This is a genomic window from Acinetobacter sp. ANC 4218 (assembly GCF_002135245.1).
Taxonomy (GTDB): Bacteria; Pseudomonadota; Gammaproteobacteria; order Pseudomonadales; family Moraxellaceae; genus Acinetobacter.
The window spans coordinates 12,629-37,720 of the sequence record NZ_NEGD01000019.1 but is presented as its reverse complement, the minus strand read 5'-3'; the positions used below and the strand labels follow the sequence as shown (position 1 = coordinate 37,720).

Below are 25,092 nucleotides of genomic sequence, written 5' to 3'. Positions count from 1 at the left end.
AATGCCGGGAATAGATACAAGAAAGACTATCTTTTCCGCAAAACCCTTGATATCGTTGCTTTCAAATTGAATCAATAATGACAACACCACCAATAACAACGTGATGTGTCTAAAAAGCAGTGGAGTTAAAACGCATGCATCTGCATATTTTGGGTATTTGTGGCACCTTTATGGGTTCGCTCGCACTATTGGCACGTGATTTAGGACATAAAGTGACGGGTTCGGATGCAAATGTCTATCCACCCATGTCAACCCAACTAGAAAATGCAGGCATTGGCTTGATGCAGGGTTATGACCGCAGTCATTTGCAGCCACATCCCGATCTGGTGATTGTCGGGAATGCCATGAAGCGCGGCATTGATGCGGTGGAATACATGCTCAATGAAGGTCTGCCTTATATTTCAGGTCCACAGTTCTTGGCCGATCATGTTTTACAAGGCAGACATGTGCTGGGCGTTGCAGGAACCCATGGTAAAACCACCACAACCACTATGCTGGCTTGGGTACTGGATCAGGCCGGTTTAAATCCGGGCTTTTTGATTGGCGGCGTACCTTTGGGTTTTAGTGAAAGTGCACGTTTAGGCGGCGGCAAATACTTCTGTGTGGAAGCAGATGAATATGATTCTGCCTTCTTCGACAAGCGTTCCAAGTTCGTGCATTACCATCCTAAAACCGCGATTTTGAATAACCTTGAATTTGACCATGCCGATATCTTTGATGATCTGGCTGCGATTCAAAAACAGTTCCATCATTTAGTACGGACCATTCCAAGTGAAGGCCGCATTATTGCGCCAATTACCGAAACCAATATTGATGAAGTTTTGCAGATGGGCTGCTGGACACCTGTGGTTCGCACTTCATTGGATGCCAATGACAAAGCGTTACTTTCTGCCGAACAGTTATTAAATGATGGTTCACATTTTAAAGTACTGGAAAATGGTATCGTTAAAGGTATCGTGAAATGGAACATGACCGGACAGCACAGTGTGGCCAATGCCTTGGCGACCATTGCAGCGGCGGAACATGTGGGCGTTTCGATCGAAACTGCATGTGAAGCACTTTCCAACTTTGGCGGCGTCAAGCGCCGTATGGAATTGCTGGATACGGTAAAAGGCATTGAGGTGTATGATGATTTTGCCCATCACCCAACCGCCATTGAAACCACGCTTGACGGCGCACGCAAACGCCTGGGTGAACGTAAACTGTGGGCCATTATTGAACCGCGCTCCAATACCATGCGTATGGGTAGCCACAAAGATGGTTTGGCGCATTCCGCACGTCTGGCGGATGAAGTAATCTGGTATCAACCGGAAGGGCTGGACTGGGATCTACAGCCGGTAATTGATGCCGCACCAAACAAAGCCGTGGTGGCACGTAGCTTAGATGACATCATTCAAACGGTTGTCTCTGAGGCAGGTGAGGGCGATGCTGTGGTGATTATGTCGAATGGTGGTTTTGGCGGATTACACCAGAAATTGATTAGTGCCTTACAGCAAAACGCTTAAACTTCTTTTCAGCCTGAACTTGATCAGGATCGTAGCCAATCGTTCTGCGGTCCTTCACTAACAAATTAATAAATCATATATTATTTTTTATTCAAATAACTATTTTGCTAATGACCTTGTCATCAAGACTTGTTAATTTAACTGGATAGCATCCCGCCAACATGACTGTTGCTATATAAGCCAGGCGGCTGGATGTCTTTTACAATAATCATTAAGAAGGATGGTCCCCATGTCAAATACAATGAAAGCAATGGTTTACTACGGCGCCAATGATATCCGCTTCGAAGAACGTCCAATCCCTACCATCCTGCATCCCGATGATGCGATTATCAAACTCACAAAAGTCACAATCTGCGGAACCGACCTCGGCATCTGGAAAGGTAAAAACCCCGAAATTGAACAGGTGGAAAAAGAAAAAACCGGCAGCTTTAATGGCCGCATTCTCGGTCATGAAGGCATCGGCATTGTAGAAGAAGTCGGTTCAGCCGTAAAAAACTTCAAGAAAGGCGACCGGGTAATTATTTCCTGTGTCAGCCGCTGTGGTACCTGTGAAAACTGCCAGAAACAGCTGTACGCGCATTGCCGTAATGAAGGGGGCTGGATTATGGGTTACATGATTGATGGCACCCATGCCGAATATGTCCGCACTCCATTTGCCGATACTTCACTCTATCATTTGCCAGAAGGCCTGAATGAAGATGTCGCAGTTTTCCTGTCTGATATTCTACCAACTTCACATGAAATTGGCGTGCAGTATGGTGATGTTAAACCGGGCGATAACGTGGCAATTGTCGGTGCTGGCCCGATTGGAATGAGCTGTCTGCTCACCGCACAATTCTATTCACCTGCCAATATTATTATGGTGGATACAGATGATAACCGACTGGAATTTGCCAAGACTGTAGGGGCTACCCATGTCATCAACTCTGCTAAAGAAGATGCCATTGCAAAGATTTTAGAGCTGACCGGTGGTCGTGGTGTTGACTGTGCCATTGAAGCAGTGGGTGTGGAACCGACCTGGAATATCTGCCAACATGTGGTGAAAGAGGGTGGCCATATTGCCAACGTGGGTGTGCATGGCAAACCCGTCAACTTTGAACTGAACAAGCTCTGGATCAAGAACCTGACCATCACCACCGGTCTGGTCAATGCCAACACCACCGGCATGCTGCTGAAAACCTGCTGTTCCGGCAAACTGCCACTGGAAAAACTGGCGACCCATCACTTTAAATTTAACGAATTTGAAAAGGCCTATGATGTCTTCAAGCATGCCGCTGATGAAAAGGCACTGAAGGTGATGATCGACATGGCTTAAACTTTAAGTCTTCGATAAAAAAGTCCGCATCGCGGACTTTTTTATTTTAACCTGCATCAGAAATAGGAAAGTGGTCCGCTATTGGCCTGAAGGCAGGTTCTGAATTTTATACCCTACTGCAAAGCCTTGATCTGCCAGATTTAAAAGCCAAATGACAGACAATCTCTCTATCGGCCAGCATCTTTAAACTTAGGCTACAACATCTGTAAAACTCTGATCACGTTTAAACATTACCTCCACATAGGAACAGGTGGGAATAATTTTTAACTGTTTTTCACGTGCAAATTCAACTAAAACATCTAACAATTTTCGTGCTACGCCTTGACCACGCAAACAATCATCCACCCAGGTATGATCAGCCACTATGGTATTTTCATTGCGCCAAACATAACTGATTTCTGCAATTCGTTGACCTGCATCATTCAAAGTAAAAAACTCACCTTTTTGGCCATTATCCTTGTGTTGAAACTGCATCGCTAGTCCTCACTTTTTATTTGACTGAAACCAGAATACGTTAAAAGTAGATTATTTTAAAACAGTGTGAATAGATAAAATTTGCACAATTACAATAAATATGCGATTCTTCAGCCATATTTGGATGAAATCCAAAACAAAATTAAGTTGAACAAGGGGAGTAGCCTCCTCCAAGCCTGATCATGATGCCGTTTTAAAATGATCAGGTGTCAGAATATCGTCATTACACTTTGCAAAAAGTCGGTATCTGAGCATCTGAATTTACATAATATGAATATTCAGATGTAGGCAAGACCTTGATCATGTTGACAGAGATGTTTAAATCATCTGGCAACAGGTCAAGGTTTTTTTATGGCCGGTTGTCAGGTGTGGAGATTTTTATGGAATCCATTGGCAATTTATGGCTGTATTTAGCATTCTTCGGTTTAGTTGCCGTTATGCTCATCATCGACTTTTTGGGCTTTAGACAAAAACAGGGCCAAGAAGTCAAAATTAAAACTGCAGCGTACTGGAGTATGGCTTGGGTTTCTGTCGCCGTGCTATTTGGTGGTGGCTTATGGTTTTACCTGCAACAGACAGCTGGGGTAGCCATCGCAAATACCAAAGTCATGGAGTATTTTGCAGGTTACTTATTAGAGAAATCCCTCGCGATTGATAACGTTTTTGTATGGCTGATGATTTTTGCTGCCTTCGCTATTCCTCCGGCATTGCAACGTAAAATATTGCTCTATGGGGTACTCGGCGCCATTGTATTACGTACCATCTTTATTTTTATTGGTGCCTGGTTCGTTCAGGAGTTCTCTTGGGTACTTTATATCTTCGGTGCTTTCCTGGTCTATACCGGCTTTAAATTTCTTAAAGGTCATGACGAAGACCCCAATATTGAAGATATGGCCTTACTCAAGTGGTTACGTAAACATATGCGTATTACTCCGCAGCTGGAAGGAGATAAATTCTTTGTCCGTCAAAACGGTCTGTTATGGGCCACGCCGTTATTCCTGGTCTTGATTTTGGTTGAAGCTTCCGATGTCATTTTTGCAGTAGATTCCATTCCGGCTATTTTCGCGGTCACCAGTGATCCCTTTATCGTATTAACTGCAAACTTAATGGCCATTTTAGGTCTACGTGCCATGTTTTTCTTGCTGGCAGGTGCAGCATCCAAAATGCATTATCTGCCGTATGGTCTGGGTATTATCCTGCTGTTTATTGGTTTCAAAATGTTGATGCTGGATGTGTTCCATATGCCAATCTGGATATCACTCGGCTTTATTGTGATTGTCCTGTCCATTACCGCATGGTTATCGATTCGCTACAACAAGCAACAACAGTCACTTTAATTTTTAAATAAAATGATTCGGCCTTTCATCTCATAAATGGAAGGCTTTTTTATGCCCCCCTATTTCAAGCGACTGGATATTTATCAATGGCGTTTTTCATCCTTTAGCATGCAGCTCAATGCATCGCACAGGGGAGAGGATTAAGCCCATCAGATCGGGTTTAAGGGAAAAAATCAGGTACAATCAATCGAAAAAATTCAAAATCGCAGGTTTTCAATGTCTTCTGTAGTTGCAACGACGGCGGTTCGCGGTCGCTTCCTAGATATTCAGAATACGGTTGCCCAAGCGCGTGATATTCACGACCAAGTGCGATATGTAGAAGATGGTTTACTCATTACTGAAAATGGCAAAATTCGCTGGTTTGGCGACTGGCAAACTGGCCAGCAGCATATTCCGGCTGATGTCGAAGTTCATCATTATCCCGACAAGCTGATTGTACCGGGTTTTATTGATACCCATATCCATTTTCCGCAAACCGAGATGGTCGGGGCCTATGGGGAACAGCTGCTTGAATGGCTGAACACCTATACCTTTCCGACTGAATTGCAGTTTAAAGACCAAGCCTATGCCGACAAAATCGCGCAGTTTTTTATCCAGGAATTATTAAAAAACGGCACCACCACAGCTTTGGTTTTTTGTACAGTCCATGCGGAATCGGTCGATGCCTTATTTGCAGCCGCAGAACAGTATCAAATGCGTTTAATTGCCGGCAAAGTGATGATGGACCGTCATGCACCAGAAGATTTGTGTGACACGCCAGAGACTGCTTATCAGGACTCTAAGGCATTGATTGAAAAATGGCATGGCAAAGGCCGCAACCTGTATGCCATTACCCCACGTTTTGCACCGACCTCGACGCCAGAGCAACTGGCCAAAGCAGGGCAGCTGAAAGCCGAATATCCCGATGTGTATGTGCATACCCATTTAAGTGAAAACAAGAATGAAATTGCCTGGGTCAAAGACTTATTTCCTGAGCAAAAAGGCTATCTGGATGTCTATCACCATTATGGTTTAACCGGGCAACGTTCGGTATTTGCCCACTGTGTACATTTAGAAGATACCGAGTGGGACTGTATGCATGCCACCCACTCAGCCATCGCCTTTTGTCCAACCTCAAATCTATTTTTGGGCAGTGGTTTATTTCCCTTAAAAAGAACCTGGGAAAAACAGGTCAAAGTCGGTTTGGGCACAGACATTGGGGCAGGGACGTCCTTCAGTCAGCTGCAAACCTTGAATGAAGCCTATAAAGTACAGCAGCTTCAGGGCGATAAACTCTCGGCATTTGAGTCTCTGTATCACGCGACCTTGGGCGGCGCCAAAGCGCTGGATCTGGAGGATAAACTGGGTAACTTTAACCTAGGCAAAGAAGCCGATTTTATTGTGCTGGATTTAAAAGCCACTGCACTGCAGGCACTGCGTCAGGAACATGCCAAAAGCATTGAAGATGCTTTGTTTGCCCTGATGACCATGGGCGATGACCGTAATATCCATGCCACCTATATTTATGGAGCAGCAGCCTATGTCAAAAAGTGAAGTGAGAAAAAAATCTGCTAAAAAGATCATTGTGTGGGCTGGAATTGCCCTGGTGTGTGCATTTTTACTGAAACGCGATACGGTGCAGCACAAGGTCTGATTAGATTTACGAGCGCAAAAAAGATGCATCTCTTAAACAGATGTATTAAAATTAAAACAACTTTAGAGGTGTTGCTGGTCAACACCTTTTTTATTTTTTGATTTGCTTTTAGGTATCTCCCCATGACCGTTCATATGAGTGTGATGATCTCAACTGAAGAAATTCAAGCCAAAGTCAAACAGCTTGGTGCAAAAATTAATGCTCACTATGCCCATAGTGACAAAGAATTGGTGCTGATTGGTTTACTTCGCGGTTCTGTCATTTTTATGGCGGATTTATGTCGTGCAATCAGCAAACCACATGAACTCGACTTTATGACGGTATCCAGTTACGGTGGGGGGACGGTTTCAAGCCGTGATGTCAAAATTCTAAAAGATCTGGATGGTGAAATTCGCGGTAAAGATGTACTGATTGTGGAAGATATTATCGACTCTGGTAATACCCTGAGCAAAGTTCTAGAAATCTTGAGCACTCGCGGTCCCAACTCTATTGAACTGTGTACGCTCATCAGCAAACCTTCACGCCGTGAAATTGAACTTGAAGTGAAATTCCTGGGCTTTGAAGTGGAAGATAAATTTATTGTCGGTTATGGCTTGGACTATGATCAAAAATATCGCCATATTCCATTTATTGGTGAAATTGGTCTATAAGACAGACTGAAGATACTTAAAGTGGCCGAAGGCCACTTTTTTATGCTTTAAATTGCAACAGGCACAAAAAAACAACAGTTATTAGCAGGATTCATCTGTTTCATGTTCGATAAATGATTAATTATAAAAATGAAAGCGAATTGAAAGTAAATAAATGATAACAAAAGGAGAAGACTGATGTGGTCACTGATCGTTGCAATCGTGGTCGGTTTTATTGCAGGTTTAATTGCACGCGCTATTCATCCAGGTAATGATAAAGCAGGATTTTTTATTACTGCCTTGCTCGGTATTGCAGGTTCTTTATTGGCCACTTATGGTGGACGCTTACTCGGACTGTATGGTGAAAACTCTGCAGCAGGTTTTATTGCTTCGGTGATTGGGGCCATCATTATTCTGTTTCTTTATAACCTGGTGACCAAGAATTCCAGGGGTTAAATGTCCTGTCGAATCATAGAATAAGTCATAAAAAAGCACCGTACACGGTGCTTTTTTATAGTTACTTTTTTATAGTTCCTCGCATCAGCGCAGATCTATTTTATAAACCCGGTTCTTTCCAGATTTTTTCAATTTCCTGGGCAGGGTAGGCCCCCATGACCTTAAAGCCATTGGAGAAAACAATGGCTGGTGTCCCGGTTAAACCTAAAGTTTTACCTAAACTTAAATTACGCTCAATCGGATTGGCACAGCTTTTATTAGCATTGGGTTGAATGCCTTTAGCGATCAAATTTGACCAGGCCAAAGCTGGATCTTTCTCACAAAATACCTGTTTTGAAACCGCCACAGATTGAGTTTTAATAGGGTAAATAAAGGTGTAAATAGTCACATCCTTTAATTTGCTTAGTTCAGTCTCAAGCTGTTTACAATACGGGCAATTTGGGTCAGAAAAGATCGCAATCTGGCGTTTACCATTACCTCGCACGGTTTTGACTGCATCCTGTAACGGCAATTTTTTCCAGTCAACACTGTTCTGCTTCAGTATTAAATCTTTGGTCAGGTTTTTCTGATCACTTAATCGGAACATGGAACCGACCAGAATATGTTGAGCATCTTCCCCCAAATATACCACTTGGCCATCCATTGAGCCGCTATAAATCCCTTTCATTTCGGTGGTTTGAATATTTTCAATGTTTAGTTTGGGATGTTGCTTACTCAGGTTGGTTTTCACTGTATCGACATTTGCCAAAGTTAAAGTGGAAATAAAACTCACCAAGGCACATACCAATGTTTTTTTAATCATCTATTTTGCTCATCGCTTTAAAATCCTTCCCGCTGATTCTACTCAAAAACCAGCCAGGTAATCTTAAAATTTTAGCTCGCCTTACTGAAAATACACATATTTACCCAGCAAGGTTTCACGTGGAACATGGATTTAGCGTGGATTAATTTCTACCGAAACATGTACGATTTCCTCATGAATGGACAAGGCTGCACGAATCTGGTCTGCATTCAAATTGAAATCGGTGGCTAAAGCTAAAATGCAGGAGAATTTACCTTTGCCGACTTTCCAGACATGCAGGTCAGTAATTTCTACTAGAGGAAATTCTGCAATCACCTCGCGAATTTCTTCTACGACCGGATGATCCATTTCTGCATCCAGTAAGGTTTTTCCAGTTTCTTGAATGAGGCCCCAAGCCCATTTCGCCACCAGAATGGATCCGATGATGCCCAGTGCAGCATCCAGAAAAGTCCAATTCAAATACTTGGCAGCAAACAGGGCAATAATGGCAAAAACTGAAGTCACCGCATCGGCAACCACATGCATAAAAGCGGCTTTCTGGTTTAAGTCATGCTCGGTATGAGTATGCTCATTTTCATGATCATGATCATGATCATGGTGATGGTGATGGTGATGGTGATGGTGATGGTGATCATCATGCAGTAACCATGCGCAGATTAAATTAATCACCAGGCCCAATATTGCAATCGGAATGGCTTGATTATAAAGAATATCAACCGGGTTGAGCAGTCGTTCAATCGATTGAAAGGCCATAAACACCGCCACCACCATCAACAAGATGGCGCTGCTATAGCCTGCCAAAATTTCAATTTTCCAGGTGCCAAAACTAAAACGATGATCCTGCGCATAACGACGTGCAGAACGGTAAGCAAAATAAGCCAGTCCCAGCGCCAGCATATGCGAACTCATGTGCCAGCCATCGGCCAGCAAGGCCATAGAGTTGTAAATCCAGCCACCAATCACTTCTAATAACATCATCACTGCCGTTAGAATGGTCGCCAATAAAATGCGTTTTTGTGCGAGCGGGTTGCCTTCATCAAACTGATGACTATGGGTTCGGGTCAATGGGGCGTCTTGCATAATCTAGATTTTCAATATACTCCCCCATAGTATATTTATTTTTGGAGAATAATGTTGGGTCATTTATATCAGGACAAGAAAATTCAGAATCGGGTCAAACGTTTACAAGGTCAGATTAATGCAGTGGATCTGGCTTTAAATACACCTGATGCTTCATGTATTCAAATATTGCAGCAGGCTGCCGCGATTAAAGGTGCGGTGAATGGTCTGATAAATGAGCTTATTGAAGCACATTTGCGTCATCACGTGATTGGAGAACAGACAGCAATTAATGAAACAGAACTGGAAGAATTTCTTAAATTATTAAAGCGTTATAGCTAAACTTCTTACATTTTATCCATTGACGCTATAGATCGATAACCAGTACGCTAAATTCTCCTTTTCTCCCCCCCTATTTGCCATTTTGAACGCTGTGGCAAATATTTTTGCGACACTCTATGACAAATCAACAATCCTGGCGCCCGTTTTTGATGGTGAGCCTGGCTCTTTGTATTGGAACGATGGGGACGGCACTGGCCAGCCCTTTATATCCCATCTATCAGCAACTTTGGCATCTGTTGCCGAGTCATATCACCTATATTTTTGTCACCTATATGTTGGGCTGTTTAGCCACGCTCCTGTTTTTAGGCCGTACCAGTAACAGCATTGGCTTTTTAAAAACCTTAGAACTTGGTTTGGTCATCATCACACTTGGGCTTCTACTGTCCATGTTTGCGAATAATGTGCTATGGCTGTCTTTGGGGCGTTTTATTATCGGAATTGCCTCGGGATTGATGACTACATCAGCATTGATTGGTCTGATGTGGAGCATTCCTGAATCACATAAAAGCCATGCACCCCAGCTCAGTTCAGTAATTACCGCAGTTGGTTTTGGTTTAGGCCCGTTGGTCGGTGGACTGATTGCCCAGTTTTCTGCTACACCGCTATTTACCCCGTATATTCCTATCATTGTTGGGGCAATGTTGTGCTTCGTAGGCTTGTTACGTCTGCCACAGCCTGAGTTTAGCGCACAGGCGTTCTCGATTGCACCGCATTTAGAACGTCCTGAAGCACAATTTCATGCTGAATTTTATATTACCGGTTTGACTGCCTTTTGTGCCTTTGCAGCGTTTAGCCTATTCGCTTCACTTTCTCCCTCATTTGTACAATTCATCATTCCCTGGCATGGTCCTTTGGTCAGTGGATTAGCCATTACCTGTATTTTGCTAATTTCTGCCATGGTACAGTATTTTTCAAGATCGATTCCTGCAAGAAAATGCCTGAATTATGGGCTGTATACGCTGTTGTTCAGTTTATTGATTCTGGGTTTATGTATCTATCTACACTGGAGCTTTCTGTTTTTTATCAGTGATGTACTGGTTGGCGTTGGGCATGGATTAGCCCTGATCGGGGCATTTGGTTTAATTCATGCCATGACCAACCTGCACAACCGGGCTGCGGTGATGTCGACTTATTTATTTGTAGCCTATTTAGGCACCATTTTACCCATTCTTGCAGTGGGTTATCTTGCCGATCATTTTGGTTTAACCGCAAGCGTACTCAGTTTTTGTGCTGCGTTCTGTTTACTGTGTCTGTATTTGTTAATTTGGCATAAAAAAATAAATGATAAATAATCATCCTCAGCTTTAATGATCTTGCCCAGAAAGAAGTTTAGGCTATACGCTCATTCTCAATAATATTGAATCCATTTTATTCCTCATCGACAGAATGGAAATGCTCAAATTCTAATTCAGCTTTTCTCTCTAATTCAGCTTTTCTCATATCTGGTGACTAATAACAGAATAAAATATCATGCCATCAGATGGATTTTGAGCATACCCTGAATCATTCAGTGATATAAAAAAAGCATTAAGTTATTAAAACTTAATGCTTTTTAATTATCCTTAGAACTTACTGGAATATAAAGGTAAATTGAAATTACTTTCCGATACAGAACGACCCAAAGATCTTGCCCAACAAGTCATCTGCACTGAAGTCCCCGGTAATTTCACCCAAGGCATTCTGGGCAAGTCGCAATGACTCCGCCACCAGTTCACCGGCATGGAACACCACCAGTTGTTCACGCGCTTCTGCCAGATAGTGCTGAGTGCGCTTCATTGCGTCTAAATGGCGGGTACGGGCAATAAAGGTATCTTCTTCCGGCTGGAAGCCTGCATGCGCTGTAATCGCATCTATGAGCGACTGCACCCCGGTTTCCTGCTTGGCAGAAACGGTAATATGACGGAAACCTTGATAATCACCAATTGCAGCAGTTGCACCGGTTAAATCACACTTGTTGGCGATCAGCATTAAACGGCGTGGTTCCAAATGTTCGGCAAAATAGTTTTGTGCCAATTGCAGCGGATCTTCCCCTTGGCTTAAGTCATAGACCAGTAGCAACAAATCGGCTTGTTCAATTTCTTTAATCGCACGGCGAATGCCTTCTTTTTCCACCACATCACCGGTTTCACGTAAACCAGCGGTATCGGTCAGCGTAATTGGCAAGCCATTCAAGGTGATTTTTTCATGCAACACATCACGGGTGGTGCCGGCAATATCAGTCACAATGGCGCGTTCATTGCCCGCAAGGGTATTCAGCAAGGAAGATTTACCTGCATTCGGTTTACCCGCAATCACTACTTGTAAGCCCTCACGCAATAGCTGACCTTGGCGTGCCGAGGTCTGAACAGCAGCCACCGAACTTTGCACATCTTCCAGCAAGGCTAAAATTTTGCCATCAGCCAAAAAATCGATTTCTTCTTCCGGGAAATCAATCGCAGCTTCCACATGCAGACGCAGGTGAATCAATTTCTCTAGCACCGTATTAACCCGGGTAGAAAAAGCCCCTTGCAGTGAACGGACTGCAGAACGTGCCGCGGCCTGAGAGGTGGCATCAATCAGGTCGGCAATCGCTTCGGCCTGGACCAAATCCAACTTGCCATTTTCAAAGGCACGCATGGAAAATTCACCGGCTTTGGCAGCGGTTGCACCCAACTCCAGTAGTCGGCCGAGCAGGGCATTTTGAATCACCGGGCCCCCATGCCCCTGTAACTCCACCACATCTTCACCAGTAAACGAGTGTGGGTTAGGGAAGCAAATGGCCAGGCCTTCATCCATGACTTCACCAGATGCATCATAAAACTGACGAAAACCGGCGAAACGGGCTTTAGGCAAAGCTTTTCGGGTTAAAGCTTCAGCAATAGCATAAGATTTTGGACCCGACAGACGAATTACCCCCACGCCACCGCGCCCAGGCGGAGTTGCAATCGCAGCAATCGTAGTAAGGTTTTGCATAAAATTCACCTAAAAAATCCCAAATCACAGCCAAAGAAAAATCCGCCTAAGATTACCATCTTAAGCGGATTTATTCAGCTATTCGCAATCAGTCGTTACTTAAACCACGTCGCGTTTTTCGCGTTCTTTCGCAACACCTTTGTTGATCAGGCTTTGCTGCAAGATGGTAATACTGTTGTTGACAATCCAGTACAACACCAAGCCCGCAGGGAAGAACAACATAAATACGGTGAAGACAATCGGCATAATCTTGAAGACTTTTGCCTGCATCGGATCAGCCGGTTGCGGATTTAAAGACTGCTGAATAAACATGGTCGCGCCCATCAGTAACGGCAGGATAAACCACGGATCCATTGCAGATAAATCTTGAATCCAAGCCAACCAGGGTGCATGACGCAGTTCTACTGATTCCATCAAGACCCAGTACAAGGCCAGGAAAATCGGCATTTGTAACAGCAATGGCAAGCAACCCGATAATGGATTGACCTGTTCACGTTTATACAGCGCCATCATTTCTTGCGAGAAGCGCATACGGTCTTCACCGAATTCTTCTTTCATGCGTTGCATTTCAGGTGCAATGACACGCATTTTCGCCATCGAGCGGTAGCTCTTGGACGACAATGGCCAAAGAATCAGTTTGACCAATACGGTCAACAGGATAATTGACCAGCCCCAGTTGCCGACAATGTTATGGAAGAATTGAAGGCCCAAGAACAATAATTTGGCAATTGGCCATAACCAGCCATAATCGACCGTTTGATTCAAGCCGACAGCCAAGTCTTTTAATTCAGCCTGTACTTTAGGACCTGAATAGAATGTCGCGTCCACTTCCGCAGTCGTACCGGCAGGTACATTCATGGTCGGTGAAGTAAAACCGATAATGTTCATATTATCGGTAGATTGGCGAGATTCCAGTTTGGCACTATAAGGCTGACCATTGGCTTGAGTCAGTTTAAGATCACCCGGAATCCAGGCACTGACAAAATAATGCTGCACGACAGCAACCCAGCCACCTTTGGCTTCAACATTCAACTTTTCATCGTTGAAGTTGGCAAATTTCAGCTTGTTATAATGTTCATCTGGCGTTCCCCACGCACCACCCAGGAATGTGCCAAGTGTGAAAATACCTTGGGAAGATTTACCCGGGTCATCCGAATTGTCACGTTTGATCTGACCAAACATCTGGCCTTGCCAGTTCTGGTTACTACGGTTGAGCACTTTGTGGCTGACCATAACCGGATATTCACCTTGCTTGAAGGTAAAAGTCTTAATGATCTCTACACCGTCAGCAGTTTTGTAGACCATCGGTACCGATAAAACCTTAACCGCTTGACCATCTTTGTTTTTTTCCGCTTTGGCATCTGCCAGTGTATAAGATGCTTTTTCAATCTCATATACAGGACGACCATTGCGGTTACTGTCTGGTCCATTTAAACCAATCAATCCAGATTGAGCAACATAAGTCCGTTGTGCATCGCTTTCCAGCATCACGAACGGAGCATTACTGTCTTTGTCTTTATCGTGGTTCAATAATTCAATACGAACAATGTCACCCCCTTTAGGATTAATCCAAAGATGATAAAGGTCAGTTTGTACTGAAATAAGCTGTTGACTTACAGGTGCAGTGGCATCTGTTGTAGTTTGCTGAGTCGCAATATTCGCTTGAGGCATGTCAGACGCAGTAGCAGCGGTTTGACCATTTGGCAAATCTGCAGATACTTCATGTGAAACCACGGCAGCTTCTTGCTGCGGTTTAGTTTCTGCATGACCATAATCCTTTTGCCAAGCCAAAATAAGCAAATATGCGACGACAAACATGGCCCCTAGAATTGCAAACCTGGCCCATTGTTGCATATCTATTATCCCAAGTAGTTAGAGTGATTTCGGTTCAATAAACGATCACGAAAGGGTACAACAACGTGAAGCGTTTGAGAATCTATTTGCTGAAATGAAATAAAACGAATTGCCTTTGGCGGAACCGGATCATATCCCGAGCCCCCCCAAGGATGACAACGACAAATACGCTTAGTAGCTAACCACGCACCACGCACAGCACCATAGGTATGCACTGCTTCCAAAGAATATTGAGAACATGTGGGAATATAACGACAGCGGGGTCCCAATAAAGGACTAATCGCGATCTGATAGAATCGAATCAACCAATGCAGTAAACGTACCATTGGCCTTCTCTACTTTTGTGGGGAGGGAGCTATCTTTTTATGCTTTTTGGCAAGGCGTTGCAATTTCTGCCAAGCAAATTGTAATTGCTGCTGCAATTCCGCATTAGGGATTGCTTCAATACCCATTTTAGGCATGACCACAATATCTAATAAATCTAATTGCTGCTGATGCAGGCGAAAACTTTCACGAGCAAGACGCTTTACTCTATTTCTTTCATGTGCGCGACGCACTTTTTTCTTGGCAACAACAATACCCAAACGGCTTTTCGGCTGCTCGGAATTTTTAGCAAGAAATAAGAAATGGGGTTGATGCACTTTAAAAAGCGCACCATCAAACACACTTTTATAATCGGCAGCACAGTGTATGCGTACATCTGTGCTGAAGCCATAAAGTGTCATAACACCCAAAATCGTAATAGCGTTAACAGATTAAACAGTTAAGCTATGACGACCTTTTGCACGACGGCGAGCTAATACTTGACGACCAGCTTTAGTAGCCATACGAGCACGGAAACCATGAACACGCTTACGCTTTAATTCTGATGGTTGGAATGTACGTTTCATATTGAAACTCCAAAAATGATCTTTCTATGAAGGTTCGCGATTTTAGTGTTCATTCAATGAGCTGTCAATCAAAAACAAACTTTCTTTCAAAATAAACCGGTTTTTAGAAGATTGATATGTTGAACATGCATTTAGATAATTAAAAGTTGTATCTATTTTATACACAGTGTAAATTATTGATTAATAAAATAACATAAGTTATAAACAGAAATATTCACAATCTTATCCACAATTTATTGTGAATAAAATGATTGTGTTGTGAAATGAATTTAAATTTATAACTTTTCCGAGTTATCCCCAAAGAATGGCGTTCTTATAAATAAATTCAAATTTATAAATTTAAATTTATTACTATTAGGACGGTGTTTTTCTGTGGAAAAGGCTATTTTATTTTTAATAAACATAAATTTAAATTGTGGATATCTGTGTTTTTATAATTTTATTAAATTGTGGATAACTTTATGTTATATTTTATCCACAACTTGCGGATAAACTTATCCACATCGCGATTTAAATTTAAATTTAATCGGAAATTTGCTTTTTTGAGTGATATTTCCTGAATTTTGCCATGACAGATGTGGATAACTTCGATAGAATGGCGACCCGCTCGGTCGGGCTCGCATGATTTTTTTACTAACAATGGAATGAATAGGGGTTTCACATGCTTTGGACAGACTGTCTAACTCGTTTGCGACAAGAGCTTTCGGGAAATGTCTTTACCATGTGGATTCGCCCCTTGGTTGCTGAAGAGCTGAACGATACTTTAAGACTCTATGCACCCAATCCGTATTGGACCCGCTATATTCAGGAGCATCATCTGGAGCTGATTACGATTTTGGCTGAACAGATGTCTGAAGGCCGGGTACGTAAAGTCGAGATTCTGGTGGATTCACGTCCGGGTGCAATCTTGTCAGCCAATGAACAGCCAGCAACCACCACGGCTGCATTGCAATCTGTTCCGGCAGTTGTTTCCAAACCGAAAAAAGAAAAAGATGAAACGGGCAGTAAAAACAGCCGTAAACGTTTACTCAATCCCTTATTTACTTTTTCACTATTCGTTGAAGGCCGTTCCAACCAGATGGCAGCTGAAACCTGCCGTAAAGTGTTAACCCAGTTGGGGGCTTCACAGCATAACCCGCTATTTTTATACGGACCGACCGGTTTGGGTAAAACCCATCTCATGCAAGCTGTCGGTAATGCCCTGTTACAGGCCAAACCCAATGCACGGGTGATGTATATGACGGCCGAGAGTTTTGTACAAGATTTTGTCAGTTCTTTACAGCAAGGCAAAGTGGAAGAGTTTAAAAAGAATTGCCGCTCGCTCGATCTGTTGTTGGTGGATGATATTCATTTGCTGGCCGGTAAAGAAGCCAGTCTGGTGGAGTTTTTTTATACCTTTAACGCGCTATTGGATGAATCAAAACAGATTATTCTGACTTCCGACCGTTATCCCAAAGAATTGACGGAACTGGATGCACGTCTGGTTTCACGTTTTTCCTGGGGCTTATCAGTCGGGGTGGAACCACCGGATATTGAAACCCGAATTGAAATTTTGTTGAAAAAAGCCGAAAGCAGTGGGGTGGAGTTGCCGCGTAACTGTGCCCTGTTTATTGCCCAGCAAGTGGTGGCCAATGTTCGTGAGCTGGAAGGCGCGCTGAACAAAGTGGTGGCGATTTCCCGTTTTAAAGGCACACCGATTGATCTGGATGTAGTGCGTGAATCGTTAAAAGACGTGCTGGCCATTCGTGCCCGTACCATCAGTACTGAAAATATCCAGCGGGTGGTGAGTGAATATTTCCGTATTCCTTTAAAGGAAATTGTCGGTCCCAAACGTACCCGGATTTATGCCCGTCCACGTCAGTTGGCCATGGGCTTGGCACGTGAACTGACCGGGGACAGTTTCCCCGAAATCGGCATGGCCTTTGGTGGTCGTGACCACAGTACCGTGATGCATGCCTGTGAAAAAGTCATCAGTCTGCGTGAACAAGATCCGATCTTTAATGAAGACTATAAAAACCTGCAACGGCTGTTGCAAAGCTGATCTGATTTGATCAAATTCTATTCTTGCAATGCGGCATATTCTGCCGCATAGTACACTGCTAAAAAACACATTTATTTATTTTCATCTTCAGTTGTTAGAGGAATGTACCGTGCGTTTGAAAATCGCGAAAGAAAGCTTACTTAATGTTCTGTCACATGTCGTAGGAGCGGTTGAACGTCGCCATACTTTAAACATTCTCTCTAACGTAAAAATTCAGGTCAATAATGAATCCTTGACCATTACCGGTTCTGATCTGGAAGTGGAACTGGTGGCCAGTACCACACTGGCTGAAGGGGCTTGCTTGCAGGCGGGTGAAACCACTGTACCTGCACGTAAACTGGTGGATATCTGTAAATCCTTGCCTGCCGCGGCATTGATTGACCTGCAAATTACTGAAGATCGCTGTATTTTAAAATCGGGCAATAGCCGCTTTGTACTGGGTACTTTGCCGGCTGAAGATTATCCATTGTTAAGTACTGAAAATGCCCAAGGTACGCAAGTCACCGTGACTCAGCGCGAGTTAAAACGCCTGTTTGAAAAAACGGCTTTTGCAATGGCGGTACAGGATGTCCGTTTCTATTTAACCGGTACATTGCTTGAAATTGACCAAAATCAATTGCGTGCTGTAACGACTGATGGTCACCGTTTAGCGCTGTGTGAAACGGTTGCACAATCTACTGCAACCCAGCCTATTCAGGCGATTGTGCCTCGTAAAGCGGTAGCTGAGTTGCAACGTCTGCTCAGCATTGAAGATGAGCAATTGTCTTTATTGATTGGCCGTGAACTGTTAAATGTGACCATCAGTACCCCAAGTCGTGATAAAGAGCAGGGCGATATTACTGTTCGTTTCACCACTAAACTAATTGATGGAAAATTCCCGGATTACCGTCGCGTGATTCCACGTGGTGGAGATAAAAATGTACTGATCGCGCATGATGTATTCAAGCAATCCTTGCAACGTGTGGCCATTCTCAGTAATGAAAAATTACGTGGCGTGTTCCTGAATTTTGGTGCCGATTCTTTGCAGCTGCGTGCCAATAACCCGGAGCAAGATGAAGCGATTGAAGATTTAGCCATTCAGTATGCAGATGCACCGATGGAAATGTCTTTCAATGCCCAATACCTGCTTGATGTGCTGAGTGTATTAGATGGTGAAGATGTATCGATGACCATGACTGAAGCGAATCAGTCGGTATTGGTGCATGATCCGGCACAACAGGATCAGACCTATGTTGTAATGCCAATGCGTGTTTAATTTGCCGATATTGAATTAGATTTAACCATGCATATTACGCGTTTAAATATAGAACGTGTTCGAAACTTAAAGACGGTTGCACTCCATGAGTTGCAGCCGTTTAATGTCTTTTACGGGCAAAACGGTTCAGGCAAAACCTCGATTTTGGAAGCCATTCATTTGCTGGCGACCGGGCGTTCTTTTCGTACCCATATCCCGAAAAATTATATTCAGAATGAAACCGGCGATGCGATTGTGTTTGCACAATCGGCAACGGAAAAAATTGGCATGCAAAAGCTGCTCTCCGGTGAACAGCTGATTAAGGTCAATGGCGATCATATCGCGACCCAAGGTCAACTGGCCAAAATACTGCCTTTACAGCATATTGATCCGCAAAGTACCGACATTATCGATTATGGTGCCAAACCGCGCCGGCAGTTGCTGGATTGGCTGATGTTCCACGTGGAACCGGATTTTTATCATGCCTGGCAGTACTATGCACGTGCCTTAAAGCAACGTAACAGCTTGTTGAAATCGAGCAGAAATCTCGGTTTGCATGATCTGGAACCATGGAACAAAATGTTGGCTGAATATGGCGAAATGCTGAATTCGCAGCGTAGCGGCATTGTCGAGCAGTGGAAAGTTTATTTTGAGCAGGATTTGCAGCACTTGCTACCCAATCTTGCGGTTGAACTGGAATATATGCCTGGCTTTCATACCGAACAGGGCTTGCTGCATGACCTGACTGTGCATCATCAGAAAGATGTGGATCGCCGTTATACTGAATACGGTCCACATCGTGCCGATTTACGTTTAAAAACAACGTTGGGTGATGCTGATGTGGTGCTTTCACGCGGTCAGAAAAAGCTCTTGATTATGGCTCTAAAACTGTCACAGATTGCAATGCTACATGCCTGTAATAAGGAAACTGTGGTATTATTAGATGATCTGACAGCAGAATTAGATTTAACTGCACAACGACGATTAATTGAGCGATTAAGCCAGCTGGGTAGTCAAGTTTTTATTACCACTTTAGAGCATGAATCGGTCAAAAAACATTTACATGATTTGTCTATTTCATATCAATTATTCAAAGTTGAAAATGGTCAAGTTCAGGTTGTTGTGCAATAACTTTTTAAATTTTACCCATCTTTGGATAGACCTATATTTCACTAGGGAGAAACCATGAGTTCAGAAGATCAAGCTGCTTCTCAAACAGAACCAACCCATGAAAAAGCTTATGATTCCTCTAGTATCAAGGTATTACGTGGCCTCGATGCTGTGCGTAAGCGTCCAGGTATGTATATTGGCGATACAGACGATGGCTCAGGCTTGCATCACATGGTGTTTGAGGTGGTCGATAACGCCATTGATGAAGCTTTGGCAGGTCACTGTGACGAAATCCTGGTCACCATCCATGAAGATGAGTCAGTCAGCGTATCCGATAATGGTCGTGGTATTCCGACAGATATTCATCCTGAAGAAGGCGTATCTGCAGCTGAAGTGATTTTAACCATTCTGCATGCCGGCGGTAAGTTTGACGATAATAGCTACAAAGTTTCTGGTGGTTTGCATGGTGTAGGTGTTTCGGTCGTCAATGCCTTATCGAGCAAACTGGAATTAACCATTTACAGAGCCGGTCATATTCACCAACAAGAATATAAACATGGTGATCCTGTCTATCCACTCAAAGTCGTGGGTGATACCGACAAAACCGGGACTACTGTTCGTTTCTGGCCAAGTGCCGAGACCTTTAGTCAAACTATTTTCAATGTTGATATTTTGGCGCGCCGTTTGCGTGAGCTTTCATTCCTGAATGCCGGTGTGCGTATTGTGCTACGTGATGAACGTATCAATGCAGAACATGTGTTTGATTATGAAGGTGGTTTGTCTGAATTCGTAAAATATATCAACCAGGGCAAAACCCATCTGAATGATATCTTTCATTTTACTGTGCAAGCAGACAATGGCATTGGTGTAGAAGTTGCCTTGCAATGGAATGACACGTATCAAGAAAACGTGCGTTGTTTTACCAATAACATTCCACAAAAAGATGGTGGTACACATTTAGCTGGTTTCCGTGCTGCTTTAACCCGTGGCTTAAACAGCTATATGGAAAGCGAAAACTTGCTCAAAAAAGAGAAAGTTGCTGTATCGGGTGATGATGCACGTGAAGGTTTAACCGCGATTGTTTCGGTAAAAGTGCCTGATCCTAAATTCTCTTCACAAACCAAGGAAAAACTGGTTTCAAGTGAAGTGAAACCTGCTGTAGAGCAGGCGATGAACAAGTCATTCTCGGAATACCTGCTGGAAAATCCGCAAGCAGCAAAATCGATTGCCGGAAAAATTATCGATGCTGCACGTGCGCGGGATGCTGCACGTAAAGCGCGTGAAATGACCCGTCGTAAGAGTGCGCTGGATATTGCCGGTTTGCCAGGTAAACTGGCGGACTGTCAGGAAAAAGATCCGGCATTGTCTGAATTGTACCTGGTCGAAGGTGACTCTGCGGGTGGTTCTGCCAAACAGGGCCGTAACCGTAAGATGCAAGCCATTCTGCCACTGAAAGGTAAAATCCTGAACGTAGAACGTGCACGTTTCGACAAGATGATCTCGAGTCAGGAAGTCGGTACGCTGATTACAGCGTTGGGCTGTGGTATTGGTCGTGAAGAGTACAACCCGGACAAATTACGTTATCACAAAATCATCATCATGACCGATGCTGACGTTGATGGTTCGCACATCCGTACGCTACTGTTGACCTTCTTCTTCCGTCAAATGCCTGAACTGGTAGAACGCGGTTATATCTATATTGCACAGCCACCGTTATATAAACTGAAAAAAGGCAAGCAAGAGCAGTACATTAAAGATAATGATGCGCTTGAGACTTACCTGATTTCTAACGCAATTGATGAGTTGGAACTGCATGTCAGCGCCGATGCACCTGCGATTCGTGGTGAGTCTTTAGCAAAAGTCATTGCTGACTATCAGACTTCACAAAAGAGCTTGCAGCGTTTAACGCTACGTTATCCAGCAAGCTTGCTGGATGGTTTACTGGGCCTAGATGCGTTCAAGTTAGACCATAGTCATGATGAAGACTATGTGAAACAGTGGTCTGAACAGTTGCGTGCTGCTATTGAAACGTATCAACCAAGTTTACGTCCTGAAATCACGCTTGAAGTGTTTGAGAAAGAACATGCAGACGGTAGCAAAGTGGTGCATTACTGGCCACGTGTAACGGTGTATGTGCACAACTTGCCGCATCATTATTTACTGGATACCGGATTGCTCGGTTCAAGTGAATACAAGCGTTTACTGCAAAATTCGAAGAGCTGGTTTACCTTGCTTGAAGAAGGCGCTTATTTGCAGAAAGGTGATCGCAAGATTCAGGTGTCGACCTTCCATCAGGTTTGGCAGCACATTTTATCTGACTCACGTCGCGGCATGATGATCCAGCGCTATAAAGGTTTGGGTGAGATGAATGCGGAACAGCTGTGGGAAACGACTATGGATCCTGAAAACCGTAACATGCTGCAGGTGACCATTGACGATGCCATTGAGGCAGACCGCATGTTCTCCTGTTTGATGGGCGATGATGTGGAACCGCGTCGTGCCTTTATTGAGGAAAATGCCTTAAATGCGGATATTGACGCTTGATGCATTGATGAGTGAAATTGTAAAAAAGCATCCTTCGGGATGCTTTTTTTATGCTGTTTTTATTTTAATTCGATTAATTTTTAGCCATTTTTGTTTTTATTAAAATGACGTATTCCTCTGTCATGATGATTCCAAATAAAGAGGAAATCATCATGCAATATGACGAGGTGAGCACTATGGACCAAGAACTGGAACAGATCCGCGATATCTGGACTCAGGCCTTTTTTAGCGGAAATTATGAGGTGCTGGCTCAGTATGAACATGAACAGTTCAAAGTGGTCTACGAGCAGGAAGGTCGCGTGGAAAGCAATTTTGTTCGCTATGACCGCATTGCTCATGCCGTGAAAAATGGTGTCTGGAAGCCGCAAAAACTCGCAGTTGAGTTTGAAGAATTTGATTATGATGAAGATTTAAAGCATTGCCAGGTCTGGATTGGCTTGCAGAATCATAAACAAATTCGGGAATTATGGGTCAATGAGAGCGCCTGGAAAATCATTGAACTCAGGTTTTTAAAACGCAAAAAACAGCTCAGGATAAGTCAAAAAACTAATTTAAAATGACGAGTATAGTGTGGATAAGTTTTTAAGCTGCCATTTCAGCTCAATAAAAGAGTAAAAATTAACTTATCCATAGCATAAGGCGATATTTTATTTTAAATTTAAACTTGAATTTTAAGTGGTTGTGGATAAATTTTTTAAATTTAAAAGCAGATTTTGAATTTAAATTTATTTTAAGAGGGTTTTTGAATTTAAAACCTGATCATGTTGTTTGATTTAAAATAGCTTGTCATAGCTGGGTAGAATGGCTATATAGAGTGGTTGTGTAGAATAGAATGGTTGTGTAGAAAAATTAAAAAATCGCAGCACACCTTAAATATTGTGCTGCGATCATAAAATAAACGTCACTTTAGCTTTACTTAAGAATGGAAAAATGCCTTATTCAAAAGAACTTTCCAGCTCTTCCAATTCCATCATTAACTCTAACATCTGTTCTTCCGCCGTTTCCAGCTGGCTTTTTAACTGAGTTTGCTCATTCATCAGCTTGAGTAAATCATCTTTACGACTGGCTTCATATATTGCCGCATCACCCAGTAATACTTCAATTTCAGCTAAACGGGGTTGCAGCTTGCTGATCTGTGCTTCATTTTTTTCAATATTTTTACGAATCGGTCGGCTCAGTTCACGGCGGCGCGCAGTTTCTTTACGTTGAGCTTCTTTATCGAGTTTTGAAATTGCCGGTTTTACTTCTACTTGTGACTTCACGGGTTCAGCAGGTTTCTGACCATTTTTCATGAGGTCAATCCGTGCCTGACGTAACCAGTCTGCATAAGCAACCAAATCACCATCAAATTCACGGCATTGACCATTGTGGACTAATAACAATTCATCACAGACGCTGGCAATCAATTGACGCTCATGCGATACCAACACCACAGCACCTTCAAAGTCCTGTAAAGCCATGGTCAGGGCATGACGCATATCAAGGTCCAAATGGTTGGTCGGTTCATCCAGAATCAATACGTTTGGACGTTGCCATACAATTAAAGCCAAAGCTAGGCGCGCACGTTCACCACCAGAGAAGCCTTCACTTGGGGTGTCCATACGTTCGCCACTAAAACCAAAGCTACCGAGGAATGAACGTAAAGTTGCTTCACTGATTTTTTTGTCCGCGATTCGTGATAATTGCAGCATTGGACTGGCACTACCATCTAGGGCATCCATTTGATGCTGGGCAAAATAACCAATATTCAGTAATTCGGAATCTTTGCGTGTTCCTTTGAGCAGTTTCAGGTCACCGACCAAAGATTTGATTAATGTCGATTTACCGGCGCCATTCATCCCGAGTAAACCAATCCGGCTGCTTGGTGTTATTTGCAAATTGACATTGGTTACAATCAGCTTGTCACCATAACCAATATCTGCATGTTCCAGTTGCAGCAGAGGTGAGCTCATTTTAGTCGGTTCACGGAAACTGAAGGTAAATGGTGTATCTACATGTGCAGCAGAAAGTTCCTGCATACGTTCTAATTGTTTAATCCGGCTCTGTGCCTGTTTGGCTTTGGTGGCTTTGGCCTTAAAGCGATCAATAAATTTTTGTAAATGTGCCCGTGTTTCAAGCTGCTTTTCATACGCTTGTTGTTGTTGTGCCAGACGTTCACTACGTGTACGTTCAAAGGTAGAATAATTTCCGGTATAGAGCATCAGTTCCTGATTTTCGATATGTAAAATATGATCGGTAACGGCATCAAGAAAATCACGGTCATGCGAAATTAAAATCAGGGTGCCTTCATAGGCTTTTAGCCAGTCTTCCAGCCATAAAATTGCATCCAAATCGAGATGGTTTGTCGGTTCATCCAGTAACAGCAAGTCTGAACGGCTCATCAGGGTGCGGGCCAGATTTAAACGCATGCGCCAGCCACCCGAGAAACTGGAAACATCCAGTTGTGACTGATGTTCAAAGAAGCCCAAACCGGCCATCAATTGTGATGCTTTTGATGGAGCAGAGTAGCCATTAATTTCGTCAAAGCGGCCATATAAATGTGCTAACTCATCGTTATTAAGGGCTTCAGGATGTTCCAGTTTATGCTGGATGTCCCAATATTCTTCATCTCCAGACAGGACAAAATCGATGGCCTTCATCTCCAGCGCTTTAATTTCCTGAGCCATATGAGCCACCGTCCAGGCAGCAGGACGGGTCAAAGAACCGCCATCTGATTCCATGCCACCCAATAATGCGGCGAACAGGGTCGATTTTCCTGCACCATTGACACCGGTTAGGCCAATTTTCCATCCTGGATGTAGCTGCATAGACGCTTTTTGAAATAAAACACGCCCACCGCGACGTATAGAAAGTTGATCTAACTGAATCATTGAAATATCTAAATGAGAAGAATAATGTGCGTATTCTAAAGGAAG

The 25,092-nt window shown here is 43.3% G+C and carries 22 protein-coding genes; 13 read left to right on the top strand and 9 right to left on the bottom strand.

Features of this window, described 5'->3' with window-relative positions; genetic code table 11:
- Window positions 1-134: 134 nt before the first annotated feature.
- Window positions 135-1,505 carry a UDP-N-acetylmuramate:L-alanyl-gamma-D-glutamyl-meso-diaminopimelate ligase gene (gene mpl, locus B9T38_RS15250; protein ID WP_086197602.1) on the top strand — a complete coding sequence of 457 codons (1,371 nt, stop codon included), beginning with the start codon at window positions 135-137 and terminating at the stop codon, window positions 1,503-1,505.
- Between the two features lie 229 nt (window positions 1,506-1,734).
- The gene (locus B9T38_RS15245) at window positions 1,735-2,820 is read left to right on the top strand and encodes a zinc-dependent alcohol dehydrogenase family protein (protein ID WP_086197601.1); all 1,086 of its coding nucleotides are present in this window, start codon (window positions 1,735-1,737) and stop codon (window positions 2,818-2,820) included.
- Between the two features lie 189 nt (window positions 2,821-3,009).
- On the opposite strand, the gene B9T38_RS15240 is transcribed toward B9T38_RS15245, so the two are convergent.
- The gene (locus B9T38_RS15240; RefSeq protein WP_086197600.1) at window positions 3,010-3,294 is read right to left on the bottom strand and encodes a GNAT family N-acetyltransferase; all 285 of its coding nucleotides are present in this window, start codon (window positions 3,292-3,294) and stop codon (window positions 3,010-3,012) included.
- A 380-nt stretch (window positions 3,295-3,674) separates the two neighbouring features.
- On the opposite strand from B9T38_RS15240, the gene B9T38_RS15235 reads away from it, so the two are divergent.
- The 4 genes from B9T38_RS15235 (at window position 3,675) to B9T38_RS15220 (ending at window position 7,349) form a co-directional block, all read left to right on the top strand.
- On the top strand, window positions 3,675-4,631 hold the full coding sequence (locus tag B9T38_RS15235) for a TerC family protein (RefSeq protein WP_086197599.1): 957 nt from the start codon (window positions 3,675-3,677) through the stop codon (window positions 4,629-4,631).
- Between the two features lie 216 nt (window positions 4,632-4,847).
- Entirely contained in the window at window positions 4,848-6,164 is a 1,317-nt protein-coding gene (gene guaD / locus B9T38_RS15230; protein ID WP_086197598.1) for a guanine deaminase, read from the top strand.
- 222 nt (window positions 6,165-6,386) lie between these two features.
- Window positions 6,387-6,914: a hypoxanthine phosphoribosyltransferase gene (gene hpt, locus B9T38_RS15225; protein ID WP_086197597.1), complete on the top strand. Its 528-nt coding sequence runs from the start codon at window positions 6,387-6,389 to the stop codon at window positions 6,912-6,914.
- A gap of 177 nt (window positions 6,915-7,091) precedes the next feature.
- Window positions 7,092-7,349 (top strand): GlsB/YeaQ/YmgE family stress response membrane protein, encoded by a 258-nt coding sequence (locus B9T38_RS15220; protein ID WP_086197596.1) that lies wholly within the window; start codon window positions 7,092-7,094, stop codon window positions 7,347-7,349.
- A gap of 100 nt (window positions 7,350-7,449) precedes the next feature.
- On the opposite strand, the gene B9T38_RS15215 is transcribed toward B9T38_RS15220, so the two are convergent.
- Both B9T38_RS15215 and dmeF read right to left on the bottom strand, forming a co-directional pair.
- On the bottom strand, window positions 7,450-8,151 hold the full coding sequence (locus B9T38_RS15215) for a DsbC family protein (protein WP_086197595.1): 702 nt from the start codon (window positions 8,149-8,151) through the stop codon (window positions 7,450-7,452).
- 132 nt (window positions 8,152-8,283) lie between these two features.
- Entirely contained in the window at window positions 8,284-9,231 is a 948-nt protein-coding gene (gene dmeF / locus B9T38_RS15210; protein ID WP_086197594.1) for a CDF family Co(II)/Ni(II) efflux transporter DmeF, read from the bottom strand.
- A 54-nt stretch (window positions 9,232-9,285) separates the two neighbouring features.
- Between dmeF and B9T38_RS15205 the strand changes: the two genes are divergently transcribed.
- Together B9T38_RS15205 and B9T38_RS15200 are read left to right on the top strand one after the other, a co-directional pair.
- Entirely contained in the window at window positions 9,286-9,552 is a 267-nt protein-coding gene (locus tag B9T38_RS15205) for a metal/formaldehyde-sensitive transcriptional repressor (protein ID WP_086197612.1), read from the top strand.
- 116 nt (window positions 9,553-9,668) lie between these two features.
- A complete protein-coding gene (locus B9T38_RS15200; RefSeq protein ID WP_171263256.1) occupies window positions 9,669-10,844 on the top strand; it encodes an MFS transporter in 1,176 nt (391 codons plus the stop codon).
- A gap of 304 nt (window positions 10,845-11,148) precedes the next feature.
- Here B9T38_RS15200 and mnmE read toward each other — a convergent pair whose 3' ends face one another.
- From mnmE to rpmH, 5 genes are all read right to left on the bottom strand, one after another.
- Entirely contained in the window at window positions 11,149-12,504 is a 1,356-nt protein-coding gene (gene mnmE / locus B9T38_RS15195; protein ID WP_086197593.1) for a tRNA uridine-5-carboxymethylaminomethyl(34) synthesis GTPase MnmE, read from the bottom strand.
- A gap of 99 nt (window positions 12,505-12,603) precedes the next feature.
- Complete coding sequence (yidC, locus tag B9T38_RS15190) at window positions 12,604-14,358, bottom strand: membrane protein insertase YidC (protein ID WP_086197592.1); 1,755 nt, start codon at window positions 14,356-14,358, stop codon at window positions 12,604-12,606.
- A gap of 5 nt (window positions 14,359-14,363) precedes the next feature.
- Window positions 14,364-14,684, bottom strand: coding sequence for a membrane protein insertion efficiency factor YidD (gene yidD / locus B9T38_RS15185; protein WP_086197591.1), 321 nt, complete (start codon window positions 14,682-14,684; stop codon window positions 14,364-14,366).
- Between the two features lie 9 nt (window positions 14,685-14,693).
- Entirely contained in the window at window positions 14,694-15,083 is a 390-nt protein-coding gene (gene rnpA, locus B9T38_RS15180; protein WP_086197590.1) for a ribonuclease P protein component, read from the bottom strand.
- Window positions 15,084-15,113: 30 nt separating this feature from the next.
- Complete coding sequence (gene rpmH, locus B9T38_RS15175) at window positions 15,114-15,248, bottom strand: 50S ribosomal protein L34 (protein WP_000831329.1); 135 nt, start codon at window positions 15,246-15,248, stop codon at window positions 15,114-15,116.
- 661 nt (window positions 15,249-15,909) lie between these two features.
- Between rpmH and dnaA the strand changes: the two genes are divergently transcribed.
- From dnaA to B9T38_RS15150, 5 genes are all read left to right on the top strand, one after another.
- Window positions 15,910-17,289 carry a chromosomal replication initiator protein DnaA gene (dnaA, locus tag B9T38_RS15170; protein WP_086197589.1) on the top strand — a complete coding sequence of 460 codons (1,380 nt, stop codon included), beginning with the start codon at window positions 15,910-15,912 and terminating at the stop codon, window positions 17,287-17,289.
- A 109-nt stretch (window positions 17,290-17,398) separates the two neighbouring features.
- Window positions 17,399-18,544: a DNA polymerase III subunit beta gene (dnaN, locus tag B9T38_RS15165; RefSeq protein WP_086197588.1), complete on the top strand. Its 1,146-nt coding sequence runs from the start codon at window positions 17,399-17,401 to the stop codon at window positions 18,542-18,544.
- Between the two features lie 27 nt (window positions 18,545-18,571).
- A complete protein-coding gene (gene recF / locus B9T38_RS15160; RefSeq protein ID WP_086197587.1) occupies window positions 18,572-19,654 on the top strand; it encodes a DNA replication/repair protein RecF in 1,083 nt (360 codons plus the stop codon).
- A 54-nt stretch (window positions 19,655-19,708) separates the two neighbouring features.
- Window positions 19,709-22,177 carry a DNA topoisomerase (ATP-hydrolyzing) subunit B gene (gyrB, locus tag B9T38_RS15155; RefSeq protein WP_086197586.1) on the top strand — a complete coding sequence of 823 codons (2,469 nt, stop codon included), beginning with the start codon at window positions 19,709-19,711 and terminating at the stop codon, window positions 22,175-22,177.
- Window positions 22,178-22,353: 176 nt separating this feature from the next.
- Window positions 22,354-22,737: a hypothetical protein gene (locus tag B9T38_RS15150; protein WP_086197610.1), complete on the top strand. Its 384-nt coding sequence runs from the start codon at window positions 22,354-22,356 to the stop codon at window positions 22,735-22,737.
- Window positions 22,738-23,112: 375 nt separating this feature from the next.
- On the opposite strand, the gene B9T38_RS15145 is transcribed toward B9T38_RS15150, so the two are convergent.
- Window positions 23,113-25,047, bottom strand: coding sequence for an ATP-binding cassette domain-containing protein (locus B9T38_RS15145; RefSeq protein WP_086197585.1), 1,935 nt, complete (start codon window positions 25,045-25,047; stop codon window positions 23,113-23,115).
- Between the last annotated feature and the right edge of the window lie 45 nt (window positions 25,048-25,092).

Bases quoted from the DNA above. Each gene is read 5' to 3' on its own strand.
- rpmH (WP_000831329.1), bottom strand. From the start codon at position 15,248: ATGAAACGTACATTCCAACCATCAGAATTAAAGCGTAAGCGTGTTCAT.
- mnmE (WP_086197593.1), bottom strand. From the start codon at position 12,504: ATGCAAAACCTTACTACGATTGCTGCGATTGCAACTCCGCCTGGGCGC.
- B9T38_RS15235 (WP_086197599.1), top strand. From the start codon at position 3,675: ATGGAATCCATTGGCAATTTATGGCTGTATTTAGCATTCTTCGGTTTA.
- hpt (WP_086197597.1), top strand. From the start codon at position 6,387: ATGACCGTTCATATGAGTGTGATGATCTCAACTGAAGAAATTCAAGCC.
- recF (WP_086197587.1), top strand. From the start codon at position 18,572: ATGCATATTACGCGTTTAAATATAGAACGTGTTCGAAACTTAAAGACG.
- B9T38_RS15220 (WP_086197596.1), top strand. From the start codon at position 7,092: ATGTGGTCACTGATCGTTGCAATCGTGGTCGGTTTTATTGCAGGTTTA.
- B9T38_RS15145 (WP_086197585.1), bottom strand. From the start codon at position 25,047: ATGATTCAGTTAGATCAACTTTCTATACGTCGCGGTGGGCGTGTTTTA.
- B9T38_RS15150 (WP_086197610.1), top strand. From the start codon at position 22,354: ATGGACCAAGAACTGGAACAGATCCGCGATATCTGGACTCAGGCCTTT.
- B9T38_RS15240 (WP_086197600.1), bottom strand. From the start codon at position 3,294: ATGCAGTTTCAACACAAGGATAATGGCCAAAAAGGTGAGTTTTTTACT.
- yidD (WP_086197591.1), bottom strand. From the start codon at position 14,684: ATGGTACGTTTACTGCATTGGTTGATTCGATTCTATCAGATCGCGATT.
- B9T38_RS15200 (WP_171263256.1), top strand. From the start codon at position 9,669: ATGACAAATCAACAATCCTGGCGCCCGTTTTTGATGGTGAGCCTGGCT.
- dnaA (WP_086197589.1), top strand. From the start codon at position 15,910: ATGCTTTGGACAGACTGTCTAACTCGTTTGCGACAAGAGCTTTCGGGA.
- mpl (WP_086197602.1), top strand. From the start codon at position 135: ATGCATCTGCATATTTTGGGTATTTGTGGCACCTTTATGGGTTCGCTC.
- B9T38_RS15215 (WP_086197595.1), bottom strand. From the start codon at position 8,151: ATGATTAAAAAAACATTGGTATGTGCCTTGGTGAGTTTTATTTCCACT.
- rnpA (WP_086197590.1), bottom strand. From the start codon at position 15,083: ATGACACTTTATGGCTTCAGCACAGATGTACGCATACACTGTGCTGCC.
- gyrB (WP_086197586.1), top strand. From the start codon at position 19,709: ATGAGTTCAGAAGATCAAGCTGCTTCTCAAACAGAACCAACCCATGAA.
- dmeF (WP_086197594.1), bottom strand. From the start codon at position 9,231: ATGCAAGACGCCCCATTGACCCGAACCCATAGTCATCAGTTTGATGAA.
- yidC (WP_086197592.1), bottom strand. From the start codon at position 14,358: ATGCAACAATGGGCCAGGTTTGCAATTCTAGGGGCCATGTTTGTCGTC.
- guaD (WP_086197598.1), top strand. From the start codon at position 4,848: ATGTCTTCTGTAGTTGCAACGACGGCGGTTCGCGGTCGCTTCCTAGAT.
- B9T38_RS15245 (WP_086197601.1), top strand. From the start codon at position 1,735: ATGTCAAATACAATGAAAGCAATGGTTTACTACGGCGCCAATGATATC.